Here is a 21206-nt window from a genome sequence, read left to right on the forward strand (position 1 = left end):
GGCTGGGAGATATCAGGCGACTCATCAGCTGTCGTGATATCCGCGCTTGAGTCGTCATTACCTTTTTCATCTTTCTCTTCTTGATGTTGACGTCTTTTTTTCTTGTCTTTTTTCTTTTTTGCCTTGCGCTTTTTTTTGCTGGTTTGCTTGGCGTCTTTATCCTCAATATCGTCATCGACGTTTTGGTTTTCGTCCCACAGCAGTAAGCGATTTAATACTTTGCCAAACAACGTGTCTTTACGATAGCGGCCTTTTTTATTCATGGTGTCGACAGGCAGTCCTGTCATCAGTGTCAACGCCTCACTTAAGCTCTGCACCCCATAGATATGAAACTTACCAGCTTTGACTGCAGCGATGATGTCGTCGCGCAGCATCAGCTGCTGGACGTTGGCAACAGGGATGACCACGCCTTGCTGACCTGTCAGTTCCTGCTCGTAGCAAGCATCAAAAAATCCAGCGATTTTAGCGTTGATGCCACCGACAGCTTGTACCTCACCTAATTGGTTCATGGAGCCAGTAATGGCTAAGGACTGATCGATTGGCACATCCGCTAAGGCTGAGAGCAGCGCGCAGCCTTCGCTGACCGTGGCGCTGTCGCCATCGATCTGCGCGTAGCTTTGCTCAAAAGCAAGTGAGGCACTAAAGTTAAGGGCGTGGTGTTGACTAAACAGCGCCCGCAAATAGCTGGTCATAATCAGCATGCCCTTAGCATGTAGACTGCCGCCCAAATCCACATCGCGCTCGATATCGAGAATCTCACCTGCGCCGATGTTGGGTTGAATGACGGCGGTGAGGCGTGCTGGCATGCCAAACTCGCTATCGGCATAGCTGACCACGGTCAGGGCGTTGACTTGCCCGACCGCATGACCTTGGGTTTGAATGAGCTGCTGGCCGTTTTTTAGCTCATCCCAATATAAGTCGCGCAGATACCCTGAGCGCTCGTCCATATCCTCAATGGCTTGCATGACGTGATGGGCATCAACGATATGCTGGCCATCTAAGCGCGCATGGCGATCAGACTCGTGCAGCAGTTTGATCAACAAGTCGCTGTGTAAGCTTAAGCGGTCTTGGTCTTCGGCTTGTAAGCTCAAATGCTCAAGCAGCGCCGCCTGTGCATTGCGATCGAATGGATAGAGGCTAGCATGATCGATGATATCAGCCATTTTTGCCACCAATGCCAACTCGTGCTCAGGGCTGCGCGTCACATCGTCGTGGAAGTCGGCGCGCACCTTAAAGACGGCATCAAACTCAGGCTCAAGCTCCAAAAGCTCGTAATATAGGTCAGCTTCGCCCAGCAAAATCACCTTCACCTCAAGGTCAATGGGTGACGGCGCAAGTGATAAGCTACCCGTCAAAGTCAGCATTTGCTCAAGGCTAGAGAGTTTGATTTTGCGTGATTGCAGAGCGCGTTTGAGGCCTTGCCAAGCATAAGGATGCTCAAGTAAATGACTGGCCTCCAACAACAGGTAACCGCCATTAGCACGGTGTAGGGCACCCGCTCGAATCATGCTGACGTCAGTGGTGACTGTGCCCAACTGGGTGATTTGCTCGACATGGCCCAATAGGTTTAGATGCGTCGGCAAATCCTCAAAGACCACAGGTGCACCACTGTCTGGCGCGTGACTGACGATGACATTGACCGCATAACGACTGGGAGTGGTGGCCAGCGCTGCTGTGACAAACTCTTCATCATCGCCATTGACGATGCGCTCAGCATGCGTGACCATATCTGCAGATACGGCTTTTAGGTAATCGACGACTTGTGGCTGAGCTGCAAACTGCTGATAAACTGGGGCAAATAATGGCTGTAGGGCACGGCGTGAAATGTCACGATGCAGTGCCTCTATGGTGTCATTGGCTTCGTCTTCTAATTGCTCTAGTGCGATGGTGAGCTGACTTAAGCGCTTTTGCATGTGGTTTTTTTGTACGAAGTTGTCGAGCTCGGCTTCGTACTCGTCATCGCCAGAGAGCACCTTGTCTTGCTTGCCACGACAATGCGCCGTCTCATTGGGCTTGGCTGCGGCGTACGGATTATCTGACCTAGGGCTGGCGGGAGTGTGCTCAGCGGCGGTATCGGCTGCGCTGCTACTCTCCGTTGGCAGCTGACTTGGATGGACAAACACCGCTTTGTTATCAAACGAGCGAAACGTCAAAGCCAAGTCGTATTGCTTGCCTTCGGCATTGAGCACATCATAAGCCTGACTTTCTTTTTGATGGGTGTCGTTTTTGATGGCTTCTATTTTGCTTTGGTATTGATCACTGCGAAAACGCTGACTGAGGCGTTTTTTGGCTTGCTGCCACAATTGACTCACCTGCTGCTGCAATATCTCTGCTTGTCCAGCAGGTAGGGATAATGCTTGCGGCGTACGAGGATCAGCGAAATTATGCACATAGACCCAGTCATCAGGCGTTGGCGCATCGGCAGCGATGCGAGTCAGTAAACGGCTGATGACCGTACGTTTGCCCAAACCGTTTTCGCCCGCGGCAAACACATGATAGCCACTGGCTTTGATGTCTAGGGCGGTTTGCAATGCTTTTAGCGCTCGCTGCTGGCCAAAGCCCACGTCCAAATCAGGGGCAGTTCGGGTGTCGCTTGGCAGTGCCGCAGGATCGCTGTAGCGCTTCAGTTGCGCAGCGCTTAGGTGGCAGTGCTGCTTCACTTCTAAAAAGCGTGGATGCAGCTGCGTTACCTTTTTTGCGTGTTTTGTCTGTTCTTTGGTGGTGTCTATTGCTGGGTCGGTCAGTTGAGTCGAGGGTGTTACCATATCATTAGTGTCTTGTTTGGTCGCGTTTTTGATGATTGGGAAATGTTGCTATGAGGCGGTTTGATTATCGGTGTCTAGGATGCGGCCTTTAAAAATGAGCGATTGGTTTTTTAGTATATTTCATCATAAAGCTGCGTTCTTTGCTGCGTATGATAGCAGTAAATACTCAGCGGTTTGCTATGATTAAAGAACAATAACGCCTCAAAGACTGCGCAGATAGTATAAGATGTCTCACATTGGGGCAATCTGCAACTATTCAATACGCGGAGTGCGTGATAAAATAAACGGTTCACATGTCAAAACTGGATAATGCGCCTTATGTCAGCTTCTGCCAAAAAAACCTCATCATCTACCAGCGTGAATCATGCCGCTATCGATCCGGCCGGATTTGTTAAACTTGGTACACAGCTGCCAGCACTGGCCGATACGTTGGCGCAAGCGATCAATGAGCTGGGTTTGTCTTTGAGTGAGACGCAGCAGCGCATGCTATTATTGTACTTAGATCAGCTTTTATTGTGGAATAAGGCTTATAATCTCACCGCCATCACTGATCCCAAAGAAGCACTGATCAAGCATGTGATTGATTGTTTGGCTATTATACCGCATTTGCCCTCAGGGTCACTGTTAGATATCGGTACAGGGGCAGGTCTGCCAGCCGTTATTATCGCGATTTGCCAGCCTGAGCGCGTTTGCACAGCCTTGGACAGCAATCAGAAAAAAATTCGCTTTATCAAACAAATCAGTAGTGAGCTTGGCCTACATAATATGCAGCCTATTGCTTCTCGTATCGAGGCGCACGAAGCCAGTTATGAGGTGGTGACCTCGCGTGCTTTTGCCAGCCTGATTGATTTTGTCCATGTGGCACAGCCAAGACTGGCCGCAGAGGGACGATTGTGCGCGATGAAGGGCAAAGTGCCAAGCGATGAAGAGCTGCAAGCGCTCGAGCATGACTGGCGTATCGACACCATAAAGTTAACAGTGCCGCGTTTACATGATAGTCGTCATTTGATTGAATTGTCTGCTAAAAATGTCTAAGCTATGAGCCCGTGCGGTCGTGAAACATCGTTTACCTTGATATCCAAATAGCATATATTGATGAGTCTCAAGGTTGCAGGGTGTTGTGATTGCAAGCGTCAGTAAAAAAGAGAATAACCGTAATAGATCCTATTAAAATTGAGTGAGTGTATGGAAATCATAGCAATTGCCAATCAAAAAGGCGGCGTGGGTAAAACCACGACGGCGGTAAATTTGACCGCTAGCTTGGCTGCTAAGCGCAAGCGTGTCCTGCTGATTGACCTAGACCCACAAGGCAATGCAACCAGTGGTACAGGTGTCGATAAAAACGAGCTGTCCTTGACCATCGCTGATGTGCTGCTCGATGGCGTCTCACTGACTGATGCGATTGTCTCCAGTCCTGCTGGGTTTGACGTGATTGGTGCCAACCGAGATTTGGCTGGTATGGACATCACTTTGATGAACAAAACAGACAGTCATGAGCTGTTTAAAAATGCCATGGCGGCGCTGGTAGAGCAGCAAGCCGCTACCAATACACCGGCTTATGATTATGTGATTATCGATTGCGCGCCGAGTTTGAATTTATTGACAATCAATGCTTTGGTGGCAACTGACGGCGTGATTATTCCAATGCAATGCGAATACTATGCGCTAGAAGGGCTGGCCGACTTGTCGCAGACTATTGAGCGTTTAACTGAGCTCAATCCAAATCTCTATATACGCGGTGTCGTAAGAACCCTATATGATGCACGTAACACACTCGCACGCGATGTCTCAGCCGAGCTTGAGGCGCATTTTGGCGATATCATGTATAAAACCCATATCCCCAGAAACATTCGTCTGGCAGAAGCACCTGCCCATGGTCTGCCGGTGATTGCGTATGAGAGGTGGTCAAAAGGGTCACGCGCTTACCAAAAACTGGCCGCTGAAGTGATTAAGCAAAGCGCCTAAAAACGCAGCGTGGCCAGTGTTAGAGTAGATAAGCAGTAACTATCATATTTATAAGTAATGAGTAAGCCGCATTTGTAAAAAATGGGCTTTTATTTTAGTGTTAGAGGATAGGTAATCATGGCGAAAAAGAGAGGGTTGGCGGCCAATCGAGGCTTAGACGCCTTATTAGGGTCAATCAAAAAAGAAAAGCAAATTACCGCCTCTGCCTTGCAAGACGATATGGCTGCGCGTGGCAATGCTGCGCCCGTCGACACGTCAGATACCTCGCCATCAAACACGAACGCAAAAGCGCCTAGTGTCGCGACTCGCTCTGAGCGTACCAATGCTGCTAAAACCCAAACGCGCGCGCCTGATAGCAGTGGCCGAAAATCACGGGCTACAAACAAGGCAGCGGCCAAACCGCGTACCACAGGTACAGACAACAGTGCGCTTGAAGATCAAATCAGCTTGGTGCAGATCGATGTTAAACGCCTGCAAGCGGGTAAATACCAGCCGCGCCGTGATATGAGTGAAACGGCGCTGGCAGAGTTGGCGTCGTCTATCGAGCAGCATGGCGTTATGCAGCCTATCGTGATTCGTCCACTACTGGCCAGTGAGGATAAGAGTGAGGATTTTGTCACGCACGAAATCATCGCAGGTGAGCGGCGCTGGCGTGCGGCCAAGATGGCAGGTAAGCCAGTCATTCCAGCGATTGAACGCGCTTTGTCTGATGAGCTGGCGATTGCGCTAGCATTGATTGAAAATATCCAGCGTGAAGACTTATCCGTGATTGAACAAGCCGCTGCACTGCAGCGCTTTCATACCGAGTTTGGTATGAGCCATGCGATGATCGCTGAGGTAGTCGGTAAGGCGCGTACAACTGTGTCAAACTTGCTGCGTCTCAACCAGCTGCATGATACGGTCAAAGATCATTTGGCCAACAATGCGCTTGATATGGGGCACGCGCGTACCCTGTTGGCGCTCTCTTCTGAGCAGCAGCCGATCATCGCCCAAAAGATCATCGATGGCGGCATGACGGTACGCGAAGCTGAGAAACTGGTAAAATCTATCCTCCAGCCTGCGCCAAAAGTCAGCCGTGCTGAGCAAGTGCAATCACGTGACGTCGAGCGTCTAACCCAGCGCCTGACAGATATGCTCGGCGCTGAAGTAAAGCTTAAGCACAAAAAAGACGGGCAGGGCAGTGTCGAGATATTTTTTCATAGTCAAGACCAGCTGGCCGCTTTGATCAAACAGATAGAAGCGCAGGCTTAACAAGCGCCATCTTTATAACAACTATTTAAAAAAACATAAAAGAGAAGCAATATGTGGGAGTTGGTAAAGGCAGGTGGTTGGTTGATGACGCCGATTGTATTGTGCTCAATTTTGGCATTGGTCATCATTATCGAGCGTAGTCATACCTTACAGTTTAACAAAATCGTTCCAAGCAGACTGCGTGAACAGCTAATCACACGCTTGCGTGAAAACGGTGATATCGGCCGCACTCAGCTGATGAACGTTAAAGAAAAAACCCCATTAGGCGATATCCTAGCGACAGGGCTGCTCTATCGCCAGTATGGGCTAGAATCGATGACCATGCACATGCAAAACCGCGCCAGTGTGCAAATCCATCAGTTAGAAAAAAACATCAACATGCTCGGCACTATCGGCGCGATTGCCCCACTGCTTGGGCTATTGGGTACTGTACTGGGTATTATTTCATCGTTTTTGGCGATTACTGATGGCGCGATGCAGGACCCGACGATGCTAGCCGCTGGGGTATCACAAGCGCTGATAACCACAGCTGCAGGGATGATTGTGGCCATCCCTGCACTGGTGGCCTATCGCTATTTTCAGCGCCGTATCATTGATATCAATGCACAGTTTGAGACCCAAGCGGGCTTGATGATTCAAGAGCTATACGACTATCACCTGCTAGCAGATAGTAACCTGGCGGATAGGCGTCAGTTTCCTTCTGCTGCAGTAGAGGGCGCGGCAGACTCAGCGCCTGCTATGCATGGGGAGGTCAATGCTGAAGCAGCCATGACCTCATAATCTGCGTCAGTGGTTATCAGTATTCTATGTTATCAGTATTCTACCAAGTGTGGTATTGAGTCAATTAAAGAGAATGGTATGCGCTTTAGAAAACCGACGGTCGAGCCCCTTGAAATTAATCTAACACCGATGATTGATTGTTTATTATTCCTAATCGTGTTTTTATTGCTGGCCACCTCGTTCAATCATTTTAGCCGTTTAAACATCATTCTCCCTGAGGCAGAAGGGGTGGCGCTGACAGAGCAGAACAATACCATCGAAGTGGCAGTGCAAGAAGATGGTAGCTACCTTGTCAATGGCATCACACTTGCGAGCAGCAATGAAGCGGAGCTGACCAGTATGCTTCAGCAAGAAGCCGGCAGCAATCGTGAGATGCTCTTTGTCATCGCGGCAGATGCCAATGCCACGCATCAATCAGTCGTGCGTGTGATGGATGTCGCTGGCAAAATGGGGTTTTTGAACCTAAATATCAGTACGGTTGTGCCGCTTGGCCAATCGTTACCGCAATAATATATGGCGTGCTCGATGCCGCATTTATCTGTAAAGCTGTAGTTCTGTGAAGCTGCAGTTCTTGAAGGTGCAGTATAGATGCAGTCCATTCATGTTATGACACCCAAATTGAGGCTTTTATGAGCCAAGCTTATTCATCAAATGCTACAAAACCGTCTGCAAAAAAACAGTCGGCTGCGCCCTCAGGTACGCCGAAATACCAGACATTGCTGCGGCTGCTACGTTATCTTAAACCGTACTGGTGGGCGTTGCTGCTGACAGTTGTGGGGTTTGCGATCAATGCAGCAACCGAGATTTGGATTGCCAAACTGCTGCAATACATCACTGATGCCATCAATCAAAATGACCAAAGTAAGCAAGATTTGTTTCCACTGCTTATTATTGGTCTGTTCTTTGTTCGCGGTGTGGGTAGCTTTTTGGGTAACTATTACTCCGCATTGGTGTCGCGCAACTTGGTGTATGAGCTGCGTGTGGAGGTGTTTAATAAGCTGCTGCGTTTGCCGAGTGCGTTTTATTTGGCCAATCCGGCAGGCACTATCTCCTCAAAGCTGATATTTGACGTCGAGCAAGTCACCGCTGCCAGTACCGACTCGATGAAAACGGTGTTGCGAGATGGTTTGACTGTGATTGGTCTGATTGGATTTTTGTTCTATAGTAATTGGCGTTTGACCTTGATTTTGTTTGTGGTGTTGCCGCCCATATTATGGCTGATTCGCATCGCATCCAAGCGTTATCTCAAGTTGTCAAAAGGCATCCAAGAAACCATGGGGGATGTCAGCCATATCACCAATGAAGTCATCGGTGGCTATCAGGTGGTCAAAAACTACGGCGGTCAAGCTTACGAAGCCGAGCGTTTTGATAAAACCTCCAAAAAGAACCTGCGCCAAGGTATGAAGGTCGTCGTGACCAACAGTATCAATACCCCAGCGGTACAGCTGCTGATGGCTATGGCGATGTCGGTGGTGGTTTGGCTGGCCCTTAGACCATCGGTGATCGATAATATCTCTGCCGGTGAGTTTATCTCGTATATCGCCGCGGCAGGACTGCTCAGTAAGCCGGTTCGATCCCTGACCGATGTCAATCAAAAACTGCAAAAAGGCATTGCCGCGGGTGAGTCCATCTTTGCGCTACTTGATGAGCCAGAAGAAAAAGACACCGGCACGGTCAGCCCAGCGTTGTCTGGGGAGATATCTCTGGACAATATCAGTTTGGTGTATCCCGATTCGACCGTAGCGCTGCGCGACTTTACGCTGGATGTGCGAGCAGGGGAGACGGTAGCCTTGGTAGGGCGCAGCGGCGCTGGTAAGTCTTCATTGGTCAATTTGTTGACGCGTACCTTGTCGACCTCCTCGGGGCAGATTACCTTGGATGGACGGCCGATTGAGGATATCAAGCTTGAGAGTCTGCGTGCGCAGATTGCGATGGTCAATCAGCAGGTGGTGCTATTTAATACCACTGTTTTTAATAACATCGCTTATGGCAGTTTGGCCAATAAAAGCCAAGCAGAGGTAGAAAAAGCAGCCAAAGATGCGTTTGCTCATGATTTTATTATGAAGCTGCCAAATGGCTATCAAAGCGAAATCGGCGCTGAAGGTCTGCAGCTGTCAGGTGGTCAGCGTCAGCGTTTGTCTATCGCTCGGGCCCTGCTAAAAGATGCACCGATTCTTATACTAGATGAGGCGACCAGCGCGCTGGACAATGAGTCAGAGTACTATATCCAGCAGGCACTTGATAATGTTATGAAAGACCGGACGACATTGGTCATTGCTCATCGATTGACGACCATTGAGTCCGCCGATCGTATCGCAGTCTTGGATGGTGGTCAGCTTGTAGAGCTGGGCACCCATGATGAGCTGATGCAAAAGCAAGGTCACTATGCCCAGATGTATGCCCGCGATTTTGAGTAGCCGTCAGTGCGTATAAAGCTTCAAATCAACGAATAAGTGAGCAACCAGCCTTGAGTATTGAGACGACAGTGACGCGTGCATGGCAACGCAAAGCCGCTTGGCTATGGCTACTGTTGCCTATTAGTTGGCTATATGGTCTCATCATCACGCTGCGTCGTCAGGCTTATCGATGGGGGGTGTTTGCCAGCTATCGGGCGCCCATACCTGTCATGGTCATCGGTAATATCAGTGTGGGCGGTAGTGGCAAGACGCCGCTGATTATTGAGTTGGTGAGCTATCTACAAGCGGTACATCGTATCAAGGTGGGGGTGATTAGTCGCGGCTATGGCGGCGATACCAGCCAGATGCCAGCGCTGGTCGATGCCAGCAGCACTCCTAGCGTGGTCGGCGATGAGCCGTGTTTGATTGTCAATATGACAGGCGCACCGATGGCAGTCAGTCCCAATCGGCAGCAAGCGATCACCACGTTATTGGCCGCTCATCCAGACTTGCAACTGATCATTGCTGATGATGGCTTGCAGCATTATGCACTGCAGCGTGATATAGAGTGGATCGTCGTGGACACCGCTCGCGGTTTTGGTAATAAGCAGCTACTACCGACAGGGTTTTTACGTGAGCCATTGTCTCGGCTTAAGGGTGCCACTGTGGTGTATCATAGCAAGCAACAGACAAGTCCAGCCACCGAGCACGCAAGCAAGCAAAAGCAGCCGAATCAGCGCCTGCTTATGTATATGCAAGCGGACAGCATGCAGCCTTTATGGGCACCTGCATTGGCGAATACCCAAAAACAAAACGCTGCGAAGGCCGATATACAGACAAGTGAGCAGCAAGATCATCCGGCAGCGCCAAAGACAGGCAGTCAAGTACATGCAGTCAGCGGTATCGGCTATCCGCAGCGTTTTTTTGAGACGCTCACAGATTTAGGCTTTGAGGTTATCGCTCATCCTTATCCAGATCATTATGATTTTACTTTGGCGGAGCTGCTACAGTATCGTCAGCATCCTATTGTCGTTACCACAAAAGACGCTGTAAAAATCAAAGCATTACTCTCAAAGGCCATGGCTGATAATGCGCTAAATGATGACTACCAAGCGCTGGAGCGTAGGCTCTGGGTATTGCCAGTCACCGCCGTGCTCTCTGATGATTGCTACCGTTTATTGACAGAGCAATTACAGAGACTGGATATCGATATCAAATCTCATCAGGCGCTAAGGTTAACAAAAAAATAAAGCGGCTCTAAAAACATTCATTATCAAAGATAGCCATTATCAAAAATATATAAGACGGTACGTCACATCAAATCTGCTAAGGAAGTAACCATGTCTAACATTGAGTCTGTCATTGACCCTGCTACTGCGTCTATGGCTGCTGTCAAAACTCACATTGTGATTCCTGCCCGTTTTAAGAGTACTCGACTACCTGGCAAGCCGTTATTAGCTATTCATGGCAAGCCGATGATTTTGTGGGTCGCTGAAAAGGCGCAAGCGGCACATTTTGCTGATGACATGTGTATCGCAACTGATGATGAGCGCATTGCTCAGGTGTGTATGGACGCAGGGTTTGAGGTGGTGATGACCAGCCGCGAGCATGCTTCGGGTACAGATCGCTTAGCGGAAGTTGCAGCCATCAAAGGCTGGGCTGATCAGGATATCGTCATCAACATGCAAGGCGATGAGCCGCTGGTGCCGCCTTTATTATTAGAGCAAGTAAAGGATCTATTGGTCGCGGATAAAGCCAGCGTCATGGCCACCTTGTGTGAGCCGATCGATGATTATGAGACTTTTTTGCGTCCTTCAGTGGTCAAGGTCGTCAGTCAATATACCAATGCGCTGCAGCGCGCGCTATATTTTAGCCGCGCGCCTATTCCTTGTGACCGTGATGTGGTATTGACAGACGAGCCAAACAAGCAACCACCCAAAAACGCTTATCGGCATTTGGGGCTTTATGCGTACCGCGTGAGCTTGCTACAGCAGTTTGTACATTGGCCACAGACCCCGCTTGAGACCTTAGAGAGTCTGGAACAACTACGCGTACTAGAAAACGGCGGCCATATTGCTATCGCGACCGCAGCGTGTCATCTGCCGGCTGGGGTCGATACCCAAGAGGACTTGGATCGCCTCAATGCAATGGCATTCACCGACTTTCAGAGCCCGAGCAGCACCACTAACTAAAATAGCCTAAGCAAAACTACCATTAAGCTTTCAAGTCATTTTATAAAGCTGGAGCCATAGGTCATACAATGGAAAATATAGGTGCATCAAAGACTGCAGATGATATTTACTTTGCGCCATTATTGCCATGGCAGCAGGCATTATGGTCACAGCTCACTGGCCGCGTCACTCAGCAGCAGACTTTGCCGCATGCTCTACTGGCCGCAGGCATGCAAGGCATGGGCAAACGTGCTTTTGTTTGGCGTCTGGTGGCGTGGCTGTTATGCCGTGAGCGTGCAACCCATCCGCAAGGGGCGTGTGCCACGTGCGATAGCTGTCAGTGGCTCAGATCTGGTACACATCCAAGCTTGCAGACGCTGCCACTTATCAGTATGCCAGTCAGTATCGATAATATAGAAGCTAAAGAAAAAGCCGGTAAAAAAAACACCAAGACCACAAGCAATAGCGCCTTAAAAATAAAAGTAGATGACATCCGCGCGCTACAGCCCTTTATTTATCAAGGCGGCCAAGGCCTGCGCATCTGTGTGTTAGACCATGCAGAGCAAATGACGGTCGCTGCCGCCAACGCGCTGCTCAAGACCTTGGAGGAGCCGCAAGCGCAGGTACATTTGTTTTTGATTAGCGACAGTCCAGCCCAACTGTTGCCCACGATCAAAAGCCGCGTCCAGCAGCTGGCGTTACAGACGATTGAGCCTGCAGTCGCCATGGATTATGTAACGCAGGCACTTGGGGCGACGGTCAACCGTGAAGCCGTGAGCCCAGCCGGGCTTCGCCAGCTTATACAGCTGGCTAACGGCGCGCCGCTCGCTGCGATCGCCTTGGCCAACGCTCCATGGTATAGCAAGCGTGCCTTGTGGCTGACGACTTGGCTGGCGCTGCGAAGTGGCAAACGTAGTAGCGTGGCGGCTAGTGACTATTGGCAATCACAGCTTAGTATTATAGAATTTATTCAGCTCTCTGAACTGATGCTGCTCGACATACGCCGCGTCTGTTTAGGTCTAGCAGTACTACAGCAAGATATCAATTGGACAGCGCTTACGAGCGATCAGGCTGATGGCAGTACCCCTGACGACAGTGCTATAGAGGCATTTTTTCATCGCTTGCAGCAAAGCAAAGTTGCGCTACAACAAAATGTGCAAGAAAAATTTGCCTATGATAAGCTGATGCAAGAATTGGCGCGTTTATAAACCAATATTTAAAACGAGCGCTCACTCATAAAAATCTAACCCAATGACTAAAGGAAGCTGACTATGGCCATGCCAGGACGCGGCGGGGTCTTAACCTGCCATATTGAAGACATCGAAACGCTATATGCCAGCTACTTATCTTTTGTGACCAATGGAGCGTTATTTGTACCGTCTGATCGTCCACAGCAGTTGGGCGATGAAGTGTTTATTGCCATCACATTGCCAAACTCCAGCGAGCGTTTACCGATGAATGGTAAGGTGGTGTGGATCAACTCTAAAAGCCAAAGCGGCCGGCCAGCCGGTTTTGCGGTACAAATCGGCACCGATATCGCAGGGCAAAGAATCAAAAACGAAGTAGAGCGATTATTGGCTGGCAAAATCGACAGTTTGCAGTCTACTTATACCATGTAGCTGACGCGTTATGGTGATGACTGGCATGCTATGCTAGGCGTATAAAGTATAAAAAAGGCCGCGGTATCTCATTTAAGATACCGCGGCCTTTTTGTTTGAGACAGAGTAGGACAATATTATCGTAAGTCGTTAATAACGCGGTGGCACGTACATATCATCTGGGATAGGCTCGCGGTAATATTCATCATCGCGTTTGCGCTCTGGTAGCTCGACTTCATCACGCGGTACTTCTTTATAAGGGATTTGCTCGAGCAGATGGGCGATACAATTAAGACGCGCGCGTTTTTTGTTATTGCCTTCTACCACCCACCACGGCGCTTCAGGAATATGAGTGCGCTCAAACATGGTTTCTTTGGCTTTGGTATAGTCCTCCCAGCGTCGCCGCGACTCCAAATCCATTGGGGAGAGCTTCCACTGTTTTAATGGGTCATGAATACGGCTCATAAAGCGTGAATGCTGCTCGTCATCGGTGATCGAAAACCAGTATTTGACCAAGCGAATACCGGAGCGCACGAGCATGCGTTCAAACTCAGGCACCGACTGAAAAAACTCCTCATACTGAGCATCGGTACAAAACCCCATGACGCGCTCAACCCCGACGCGGTTGTACCAGCTGCGATCAAACAAGACGATCTCGCCAGCCGCTGGCAAGTGAGCGACATAACGCTGAAAGTACCACTGCGACTGCTCACGCTCTGTCGGTGCGGGCAGAGCAGCGACGCGGCATACCCGTGGGTTTAGGCGCTGGGTGATGCGCTTGATCGCACCGCCTTTGCCCGCCGAGTCGCGTCCTTCAAATATCACAACGATACGCTCGCCGCGATCGACCACCCAGTCTTGTAGCTTGATAAGCTCGCGCTGCAGGCGCACCAGCTCCTGAAAGTACAGTCGGCGATCCAGCCTTTCTTGCTCGTTCATCTCCCGCCCATCAAAACGAAAATCACGCACATAATCATCTATTTCGTTTTCTAGCTCTTCATCATAGGTGTCGATAAGGTCTTCGTGCATTTTGCGGCGCAGCTCATCATCAAACACTTCCTTGTTCATCCGACTGATAAAGCTGTTTTGCTCGGGTGGGCTAAGATTTTGACGCTCTTGTATGGTTAAGAGTTTTGGGTCAATCGCCGAAGGAATTTTACTCATAAAAAGCTCCTGCCAAATATTATTATGATTTTGTTTGTTGTGGTCTTTACTTTAGCACATCTGGCAGTGGGACTAGGCGGTAGGTGCGTTTGATTATTGTGTGAAGTGGTCTTTGATAAGGCAGCGGTCATTGGTTTTATTGGCCGATTGTATGCACAAAAAAACACCCATTAATCGCGTGATTAATGGGTGTTTTAGACAACCGAAGCTATCTGTCTGCTAAACAGACAATGGCGATATTATTTTTCTAGGATACACGTGACGCCTTGGCCACCTGCTGCACAGATAGAGATCAGGGCGCGGCCTGAGCCTTTTTGATCCAGTAGCTTAGCTGCAGTGGCTAGGATACGGCCGCCTGTCGCTGCAAATGGATGGCCTGCTGCCAATGATGAGCCATTTACGTTTAGCTTGCTACGATCGATGGAGCCAAGTGGCGCATCAAGACCCAGACGTTCTTGACAGAATGTCTCATCTTCCCATGCTGCAAGCGTTGAGAGCACTTGTGATGCAAACGCTTCGTGGATTTCATAAAAGTCGAAGTCTTGCAGCGTTAGGCCAGCACGCTCAAGCATACGCGGTACCGCATAGGCAGGTGCCATTAGCAAGCCTTCAGTAGTACCTGACTTGCCGATGAAATCAACAGCCGCTGTTTCTTGGTGCGCGATGTACGCCAATGGCTTGAGGCCGTGTTCTTTTGCCCACTCATCCGTACCGAGTAGGACACAAGAGGCGCCATCAGTGAGGGGGGTAGAGTTGGCCGCTGTCATGGTTGGGTTGGCGTTCTTTTTACCAAATACTGGCTTTAGCTTGCCCAACTTTTCGAGCGTGGTGTCGGGGCGCAAGTTGTTGTCACGAGTCAAGCCTTTATATGGCGTGATAAGGTCGTCAAAGAAACCTTCGTCATAAGCACGTGCTAGGTTTTTGTGGCTGTTAAACGCCAGCTCGTCTTGGTCTTCACGGCTGATATTCCACTCAAGCGTGGTGATGGCTTGGTGCTCACCCATTGATAGGCCGGTACGTGGCTCACCGTTTTGTGGGGTGTCGATCAAATCTTTAGGGTTTAGACCCATTAGTGCTTTTAGACGTTGCTTGTTGTCTTTTGCCGCACCGAGTTTGATAAGAACTTTGCGCAGACCATCACCGATAGCGATAGGCGCATCAGAGGTGGTGTCGACACCGCCTGTGATGGCTGAGTCAATCAAACCAAGGGCGATTTTGTTGGCAGAGGCAAGGGTCGCTTGTAAGCCAGTACCACAGGCTTGTGAGATGTCATATGCTGGCGTATGAGGGTTTAGGGCTGTATTTAGCGTCGCTTCACGCGTTAAGTTAATGTCGCGGCTCAGCTTCATGACTGCACCAGAGACGACTTCTCCGATGATTTCGTCTTGTAGGTTATAACGCTCGACCAAACCATCTAATGCAGCGGTTAGCATGTCCGTATTGCTGACGTCAGCATAAGTGCCGTTTGAGCGGGCAAAGGGGATACGGTTGCCGCCCAAGATTGCGACGCGGTTTAGGTTTGAGGCTGGTTTGGCCTTTTTTGATTGGGTAGCAGCTGCTGTTTTGCCGACGGCTGCGGCAGTGCTCTCAGTGGTTTTTTTGCTGTCAGTGCCTTTGGTTGTAGTGTCTTTTTTGCTGTTATTGCTGCTGCTATCGGTAGATTTTACGACAGTGCTTTCAACGACTGGACTATCAGGCTGACTGTTTTTATTACTCATAATATTATCCTTAAAGAGTATGGGTACAAAAGAAAAAAGGTGGCTGCTGGCCATTATTTATTACTTACTATGGTCATCTATGATAAGACGTTTTTACCAGCGTAATGTATGTCTTTGGCAAACGATGTGACGCTTATTTGTCGCCGCTTGGTCAGGGTTTTAAAAGCAAAAGAGCGGCTTGAAAACCCAGACTATTTTTGTAAACTCAGGCGTCTCGATTATTACCATTGCATAATAATGCATTTGATAATATATTGTTATCGATAATTGCATTTGCCATAACTTATGGGTCTGATTTTAACACAGTATCAGGCACGGTGACGCGAAAAAAAGTTGCCATCTTGTATACTGGCTTGTTTACAGATTGTTGTAGACTTTGTCAGTTTTTGGACTTGTTTATAACGGAAGTGTATAGTTAAGCCAGATTTTAATGCATTTACTAAATATCAATAATGATGCGTCCGGTGAGTCTATATAATAGGCGCATTGCATTTTTAATTATTTTAACCATTTATTATAGGGATTATATTATGTCAGACCGTTATGGTGATTTTGTTCAGTCGTCTATTGGCAAAAAAGTGGCCAAAAATTTAGGTCTACCACTGCCAGTGACGTTAGATCGTTTTGAGAGCGGTGAGCCTTTGGTGCGTGGCAGTGTGTTGGTTGGTCGCGCTGATGGCGACGACAAAAGCGTAAGCGCTGCAGTGGCCCGCATCTTATCAGAGGTCCATGCAGATGTGTACGTCAATAGTAGCGACGATATCAAAGATGCGCTGGCTGATGCTGGTGTAGACGCAAAAGCCAATACGGGCGGCGATGATAAGTTTAAAGTATTGCTATTTGATGCCAGTAATATCAGTAACGCCGATCAGCTAAAAGCGGTATACGCATTTTTTCATACAGTGGCGCGCCGTGTCGAAAAATCAGGCCGTGTCATCATCATTGGCCGTACGCCAGAAAACCTCACAGACATCGAGGCTGCCTTGGCGCAGCGTGCGCTTGAGGGTTTTGTGAAGTCTGTTGGTAAAGAGTTTAAGCGCGGTATCACCGCCCAGTTGGTCTACGTCGAAGAAGGTGCTGAGCAAAATCTTGATTCAACGCTGCGTTTCTTTACCTCAGCGCGCTCAGCGTATGTGTCAGGCCAAGTGGTACGTGTCAGTAAAGGCGACACTGTGGATGTCGACTGGACACAGCCTTTAGGTGGCAAAACCATGCTGGTGACAGGTGCCAGCCGCGGTATCGGTGAAGCAATCGCGCGCGTATTGGCTCGCGAAGGCGCTCACGTTATCTGCCTAGATGTACCTCAGCAGCAGGCAGATCTACAAAAAGTCGCAAGCGAAATCAGCGGCTCTGTGCTGACAGTCGATATCACCAGCGAGGATGCAGGCAAGCAAATTGCAGAGGCGGCACAAAAGCGCGGTGGGCTTGATTCAATCATTCACAATGCTGGGGTCACGCGCGATAAGACGTTGGCAAAAATGGATGAAAAAAAGTGGGATATGGTCATCGATATCAACCTAGCTAGCATCGCACGACTCAATCGCTATCTATTAGAAAACGATGTATTAAAAGACAACGCACGTATCGTATGTGTGTCATCTATCTCAGGCATCGCAGGCAACATGGGACAAACCAACTATGCCACTTCTAAAGCAGGCGTCATCGGACTGGTCAATGCTACTGCCAAACAGTTGCAAGACAATGCCAAGGGTATGACCATCAACGCTGTGGCACCAGGCTTTATCGAGACGCAAATGACAGAGGCCATCCCTTTTGCTATTCGTGAGGCAGGTCGCCGCATGAACTCCATGAGCCAAGGCGGTCTGCCAGTAGACGTGGCCGAGACCATCGCTTGGTTTGCCTCTCCTGCATCGGGTGGCCTAAATGGCAACATCGTTCGCGTTTGTGGTCAAAGCTTACTGGGTGCTTAGGACAAGCAATTGTCCGTGCATAGCTAAGCTGTGGCAAAAGTAAGTAAGGTAAGTGTCGCTAAAGAATAAAGCGGTGCTCACATCGTAATGTGAGGTTTTTTCTTGATTGCCTAACATATGCTTACGAAAAAATTGCTGATAAATTGTAATAAAGCTGCCCAAGGGTGGCTTTTTTATGATAAAAACGTAGAACTCATGATAACAATGCCCCAAAAGGTTTGCTCCAGCCCTACTTAGGATTTATTTATGTCAGACAAACACTATGATGCGTTGCCAAAAGCGCATACAACTTATGCCAATATCGTCAAAAGTTTATTGCCTATCGGCAACAGTGGCAAAGTCAGTAAAGATCAGTTACCACAAGCGACTTACTACGTCGATGACCTCCATATTGATCAAGAAAATTTAGACGATTATCGTAAGATTTGTGGTTTTGCAGATAATGGCAAAGTGCCTATTACTTATTTTTCTGTGTTGTCGCAGACGCTGCAAATGAACATGATGGTCAAAGAGCCGTTTCCCTTTGCGATGCTCGGTCTCGTACACGTAGACAACAGTGTGACGCAGTATCGTCCTATCGGTGAGCGTGAAACAGTGGCGATGTCTGTGACTTTTGATAATCTGCGCGACCATGCCCAAGGTCAACAGTTTGATTTTGTCACGACAGTCAAATCAAAAGACGAGGTAGTGTGGGAGGGGACATCAACCTATCTATCACGTGGCAAAAAACCCAGCAGCAGTAAAGGCAAAAAAAGCAAACCGCGTCCAGTTACCGTAAAACCGACTGTCGATGACAATGGGACGCACAGTGTTTTTGAAGTACCAGAAGATATTGGCCGTCGTTATGCTTTTGTCTCAGGGGATTTTAACCTCATTCACTTGCATCCACTATCGGCACGGGCCTTTGGTTTTCCAAAAGCGATCGCTCATGGTATGTGGTCGAAAGCCAAATGTCTCGCGCTGATGGATGAGCTGCCTGATGCCTGTACTGTCGATGTGTCCTTTAAACTCCCTATCTTTTTGCCTGCTGAAGTAGAGCTGATTGCCGAGCCGGTATCACAGCTACAAAACACGGATGATAGTTGTGAGTTTGGTCTATTTAGCGCCAAAAATGACAAGCCTCATCTAGCGGGTTTGGTAACGCTCAAGACCGCTAAGTAAATACAGCTGGGGCTCTCGCGTAACTGCTATCGAAAGTGATGGCGAACCGATCAAACGCGTTTAAGCACTAAAGCGCGTTTGTCTTTATATATATCCTACGTAGACAGACTAACGAATCTTTTTATTATTATGACCTCACATACTACAGTAACAACCCCAAATTCAGACCAAATCAATGATGTCGCAGCAACTAATACCGCTGCTGCTAATGATGCTGCGGCAGACGACAGCGCCACAGCTGATGCGGACAATGTGGACAATGGCATCGAGCTTTCGACCATCTTTGAGCCTTATTTTCGTCCTGATGCCAATACCATCGTATGCGGCGCTCTGGATGAACAAAAAGTTGACGCATTGGCAAAGGCTGGCGTCGAGCTGGTCATCAACTTGCAGCCTGATGACGAGCTGAGCTTTGATGAAGCCGCCGCCGTCAAGCGCGCAGGCATGTATTATGAGCAGCTGCCTATCAGCGGCGCTGCTGATTTAAAGCAGCTAAAAGTATTGGCGTTTGATAACATCCTGCGCCAGTATCACGGCAAAAAGGTAGCCCTACACTGTGGCTCTGGTAATAGAGTGGGCGCGGTGACGGCACTGCGCGCCGGCTGGCTACGCGGCCGAAAAATGGATACAGCCATGGCAAGGGGACGTAGTCACGGTCTGAGCAAGCTAGAAGATGAGGTGTATAATCGTTTGTTGGTCCCGCGCTAATAAGACGAAGACTAGGGCGTGTTTTCAATTCACTCGATAGGTATCTAAATGGGCTAAAAATGGCCAAATTTTGCCAAACATCTGTTTGACCGCAACTTATCTCACTTTTATCACCATTTTTGAAATAAAGACACACCCTAGAGTAATCGGCTAATAGAACAAAAGGCGACCAGACGGTGGCCTTTTTATGATAGTAGAGTAAGGCTGCCATGATTGAGACAATGAACAAAACCAACGAACGCGATGACGCTCAAATAAATACCACCCTGCAGCAGCGCCTACAGCAATTGCTGACAAAATTGCAGCTTGATGATGCGCCAGCTGGTGGGGCGCTAGTAGTTTATCAGGCGGGCGAGTGTATCGCTCGTGCTAGTGTGGGCTTGGCGCGTCCAGAGATGGCATGGCAACCGCAAACTCTAGCGATTAACTTTTCGACGGGCAAAGGGGTGCTCGCGGCTCTGGTTCATGTATTGGTCTCCAAACAGCTACTCGCTTATGATGTCCCCATTGCCCAGTATTGGCCGACATTTGCGGCTAATGGCAAAGCGCATGTTACGCTGCGGCAGGTGATGTCGCACCAAGCTGATCTCTTTGCAATTACCAGTATTGAGGCAGATAGCGAGGCGGTACTAGACTGGTCGTATATGCGCAAAAAAGTTACCGACATGACCATGACTCAACCTGACCAAGCCGACGCTTACGACTCCGCTTATAGTGCGCTAATCTACGGCTGGGTGCTGGGCGGCTTGGTAGAAATCGTCACCAAGATGCCGCTTGCGCAAGCGCTAAGCCATTATTTGACGACGCCATTAGGGATTGCTGATAGCTGCTATTTTGGGGTGCCAGATGACAAAGTCGACCTTGTCGCCAAGCTGGCCAAAGACTTTGATACAGACCAGACGGCAACCCCTAAGCTGCGGCAAAAACGACAAAAACCCACATTAAAACCAGACTCGGCAAATACCTTATCTGTCTACAATCATTTGCCAAGTGCGGCGTGTTGGCAGCAGCAAGCCTTGCAGATGCAGCACTCTGTAGCTGCTTCTGGGACGGATAAAGGACATCACCGCCAGCCGGTGTTAACCACTGCAGGTATCAGTCGTCTGTATTTTGATACCAGCCACCTCAATCTAAAAAACTACAAATCAGCGCTTATCCCAGCCGGTAAGCAGCCTATTGATTACTATCAACGACAAACGCTACAAGCCGTCATCCCTGCCGCTAATGGGGTCGCGTCGGCTCAGGCGCTGGCGACGATATATGCTATGCTTGCCAATGGCGGGGTATGGCAAGGTCAGACGCTAATCGATCGCGCTACTTTTGAGCAGTTATCCACGCCCCAAGTCACAGGGTTAGACGCAGTCATGCCAGCGCCTATGTATTGGCGCTTGGGCTATCATCGTCTGTTTAGTGTCTGTGCTGATACTGCGGCGGGTTTTGGTCACATGGGCTACAACGGCTCAGTGGCGTGGTGTGATCCATCGCGGCAATTGTCGTTTGCTTTTATTCATAACTTCGATACTACGATGCTCAATGACGTTCGTCAGTTTGCTTTGACCGAAGCAGTACTCGCGTTGATAGCGCCTTAGCCACACGTA

17 protein-coding genes are annotated in these 21206 nt (G+C 49.1%); 14 read left to right on the plus strand and 3 right to left on the minus strand.

What is annotated here, in order from left to right:
• A partial coding sequence (locus NK638_RS05305) for an ATP-binding protein (RefSeq protein ID WP_274632205.1) occupies window positions 1-2765 on the minus strand: 2765 nt, incomplete at its 3' end.
• A gap of 318 nt (window positions 2766-3083) precedes the next feature.
• Between NK638_RS05305 and rsmG the strand changes: the two genes are divergently transcribed.
• The 10 genes from rsmG to NK638_RS05355 all read left to right on the plus strand — a co-directional run bounded on the left by rsmG (window position 3084) and on the right by NK638_RS05355 (window position 12947).
• Window positions 3084-3800 carry a 16S rRNA (guanine(527)-N(7))-methyltransferase RsmG gene (gene rsmG / locus NK638_RS05310; protein WP_274632206.1) on the plus strand — a complete coding sequence of 239 codons (717 nt, stop codon included), beginning with the start codon at window positions 3084-3086 and terminating at the stop codon, window positions 3798-3800.
• A 150-nt stretch (window positions 3801-3950) separates the two neighbouring features.
• The gene (locus NK638_RS05315) at window positions 3951-4730 is read left to right on the plus strand and encodes a ParA family protein (protein WP_105246194.1); all 780 of its coding nucleotides are present in this window, start codon (window positions 3951-3953) and stop codon (window positions 4728-4730) included.
• 117 nt (window positions 4731-4847) lie between these two features.
• Complete coding sequence (locus NK638_RS05320) at window positions 4848-5981, plus strand: ParB/RepB/Spo0J family partition protein (RefSeq protein WP_274632207.1); 1134 nt, start codon at window positions 4848-4850, stop codon at window positions 5979-5981.
• Window positions 5982-6032: 51 nt separating this feature from the next.
• Window positions 6033-6761 (plus strand): MotA/TolQ/ExbB proton channel family protein, encoded by a 729-nt coding sequence (locus NK638_RS05325; protein WP_274632208.1) that lies wholly within the window; start codon window positions 6033-6035, stop codon window positions 6759-6761.
• A gap of 78 nt (window positions 6762-6839) precedes the next feature.
• The gene (locus NK638_RS05330; RefSeq protein WP_105246190.1) at window positions 6840-7271 is read left to right on the plus strand and encodes an ExbD/TolR family protein; all 432 of its coding nucleotides are present in this window, start codon (window positions 6840-6842) and stop codon (window positions 7269-7271) included.
• A gap of 119 nt (window positions 7272-7390) precedes the next feature.
• A complete protein-coding gene (msbA, locus tag NK638_RS05335; protein ID WP_274632209.1) occupies window positions 7391-9178 on the plus strand; it encodes a lipid A export permease/ATP-binding protein MsbA in 1788 nt (595 codons plus the stop codon).
• 50 nt (window positions 9179-9228) lie between these two features.
• Window positions 9229-10407 (plus strand): tetraacyldisaccharide 4'-kinase, encoded by a 1179-nt coding sequence (lpxK, locus tag NK638_RS05340; protein WP_274632210.1) that lies wholly within the window; start codon window positions 9229-9231, stop codon window positions 10405-10407.
• Window positions 10408-10497: 90 nt separating this feature from the next.
• Complete coding sequence (kdsB, locus tag NK638_RS05345; protein WP_274632211.1) at window positions 10498-11349, plus strand: 3-deoxy-manno-octulosonate cytidylyltransferase; 852 nt, start codon at window positions 10498-10500, stop codon at window positions 11347-11349.
• Window positions 11350-11417: 68 nt separating this feature from the next.
• The gene (locus tag NK638_RS05350) at window positions 11418-12536 is read left to right on the plus strand and encodes a DNA polymerase III subunit delta' (RefSeq protein ID WP_274632212.1); all 1119 of its coding nucleotides are present in this window, start codon (window positions 11418-11420) and stop codon (window positions 12534-12536) included.
• A gap of 63 nt (window positions 12537-12599) precedes the next feature.
• Window positions 12600-12947 (plus strand): PilZ domain-containing protein, encoded by a 348-nt coding sequence (locus NK638_RS05355; RefSeq protein ID WP_192995332.1) that lies wholly within the window; start codon window positions 12600-12602, stop codon window positions 12945-12947.
• Between the two features lie 129 nt (window positions 12948-13076).
• Here NK638_RS05355 and ppk2 read toward each other — a convergent pair whose 3' ends face one another.
• Both ppk2 and NK638_RS05365 read right to left on the minus strand, forming a co-directional pair.
• A complete protein-coding gene (ppk2, locus tag NK638_RS05360; protein WP_264298690.1) occupies window positions 13077-14090 on the minus strand; it encodes a polyphosphate kinase 2 in 1014 nt (337 codons plus the stop codon).
• A gap of 239 nt (window positions 14091-14329) precedes the next feature.
• Window positions 14330-15808, minus strand: coding sequence for an acetyl-CoA C-acetyltransferase (locus NK638_RS05365; protein WP_274632213.1), 1479 nt, complete (start codon window positions 15806-15808; stop codon window positions 14330-14332).
• A 530-nt stretch (window positions 15809-16338) separates the two neighbouring features.
• On the opposite strand from NK638_RS05365, the gene NK638_RS05370 reads away from it, so the two are divergent.
• From NK638_RS05370 to NK638_RS05385, 4 genes are all read left to right on the plus strand, one after another.
• Window positions 16339-17739 carry a 3-oxoacyl-ACP reductase gene (locus NK638_RS05370; RefSeq protein ID WP_192995328.1) on the plus strand — a complete coding sequence of 467 codons (1401 nt, stop codon included), beginning with the start codon at window positions 16339-16341 and terminating at the stop codon, window positions 17737-17739.
• A gap of 246 nt (window positions 17740-17985) precedes the next feature.
• On the plus strand, window positions 17986-18900 hold the full coding sequence (locus tag NK638_RS05375) for a MaoC family dehydratase (RefSeq protein ID WP_274632214.1): 915 nt from the start codon (window positions 17986-17988) through the stop codon (window positions 18898-18900).
• A 129-nt stretch (window positions 18901-19029) separates the two neighbouring features.
• Complete coding sequence (locus NK638_RS05380) at window positions 19030-19608, plus strand: beta-lactamase hydrolase domain-containing protein (RefSeq protein ID WP_274632215.1); 579 nt, start codon at window positions 19030-19032, stop codon at window positions 19606-19608.
• A gap of 209 nt (window positions 19609-19817) precedes the next feature.
• Window positions 19818-21197: a serine hydrolase domain-containing protein gene (locus NK638_RS05385; protein WP_274632216.1), complete on the plus strand. Its 1380-nt coding sequence runs from the start codon at window positions 19818-19820 to the stop codon at window positions 21195-21197.
• Window positions 21198-21206 lie beyond the last annotated feature (9 nt).

The organism is Psychrobacter sp. A3, from assembly GCF_028823565.1.
Taxonomy (GTDB): domain Bacteria; phylum Pseudomonadota; class Gammaproteobacteria; order Pseudomonadales; family Moraxellaceae; genus Psychrobacter; species Psychrobacter celer.

Bases quoted from the DNA above. Each gene is read 5' to 3' on its own strand.
- rsmG (WP_274632206.1), top strand. From the start codon at position 3,084: ATGTCAGCTTCTGCCAAAAAAACCTCATCATCTACCAGCGTGAATCAT.
- NK638_RS05315 (WP_105246194.1), top strand. From the start codon at position 3,951: ATGGAAATCATAGCAATTGCCAATCAAAAAGGCGGCGTGGGTAAAACC.
- NK638_RS05320 (WP_274632207.1), top strand. From the start codon at position 4,848: ATGGCGAAAAAGAGAGGGTTGGCGGCCAATCGAGGCTTAGACGCCTTA.
- NK638_RS05325 (WP_274632208.1), top strand. From the start codon at position 6,033: ATGTGGGAGTTGGTAAAGGCAGGTGGTTGGTTGATGACGCCGATTGTA.
- NK638_RS05330 (WP_105246190.1), top strand. From the start codon at position 6,840: ATGCGCTTTAGAAAACCGACGGTCGAGCCCCTTGAAATTAATCTAACA.
- msbA (WP_274632209.1), top strand. From the start codon at position 7,391: ATGAGCCAAGCTTATTCATCAAATGCTACAAAACCGTCTGCAAAAAAA.
- kdsB (WP_274632211.1), top strand. From the start codon at position 10,498: ATGTCTAACATTGAGTCTGTCATTGACCCTGCTACTGCGTCTATGGCT.
- NK638_RS05350 (WP_274632212.1), top strand. From the start codon at position 11,418: ATGGAAAATATAGGTGCATCAAAGACTGCAGATGATATTTACTTTGCG.
- NK638_RS05355 (WP_192995332.1), top strand. From the start codon at position 12,600: ATGGCCATGCCAGGACGCGGCGGGGTCTTAACCTGCCATATTGAAGAC.
- ppk2 (WP_264298690.1), bottom strand. From the start codon at position 14,090: ATGAGTAAAATTCCTTCGGCGATTGACCCAAAACTCTTAACCATACAA.
- NK638_RS05365 (WP_274632213.1), bottom strand. From the start codon at position 15,808: ATGAGTAATAAAAACAGTCAGCCTGATAGTCCAGTCGTTGAAAGCACT.
- NK638_RS05370 (WP_192995328.1), top strand. From the start codon at position 16,339: ATGTCAGACCGTTATGGTGATTTTGTTCAGTCGTCTATTGGCAAAAAA.
- NK638_RS05375 (WP_274632214.1), top strand. From the start codon at position 17,986: ATGTCAGACAAACACTATGATGCGTTGCCAAAAGCGCATACAACTTAT.
- NK638_RS05380 (WP_274632215.1), top strand. From the start codon at position 19,030: ATGACCTCACATACTACAGTAACAACCCCAAATTCAGACCAAATCAAT.
- NK638_RS05385 (WP_274632216.1), top strand. From the start codon at position 19,818: ATGATTGAGACAATGAACAAAACCAACGAACGCGATGACGCTCAAATA.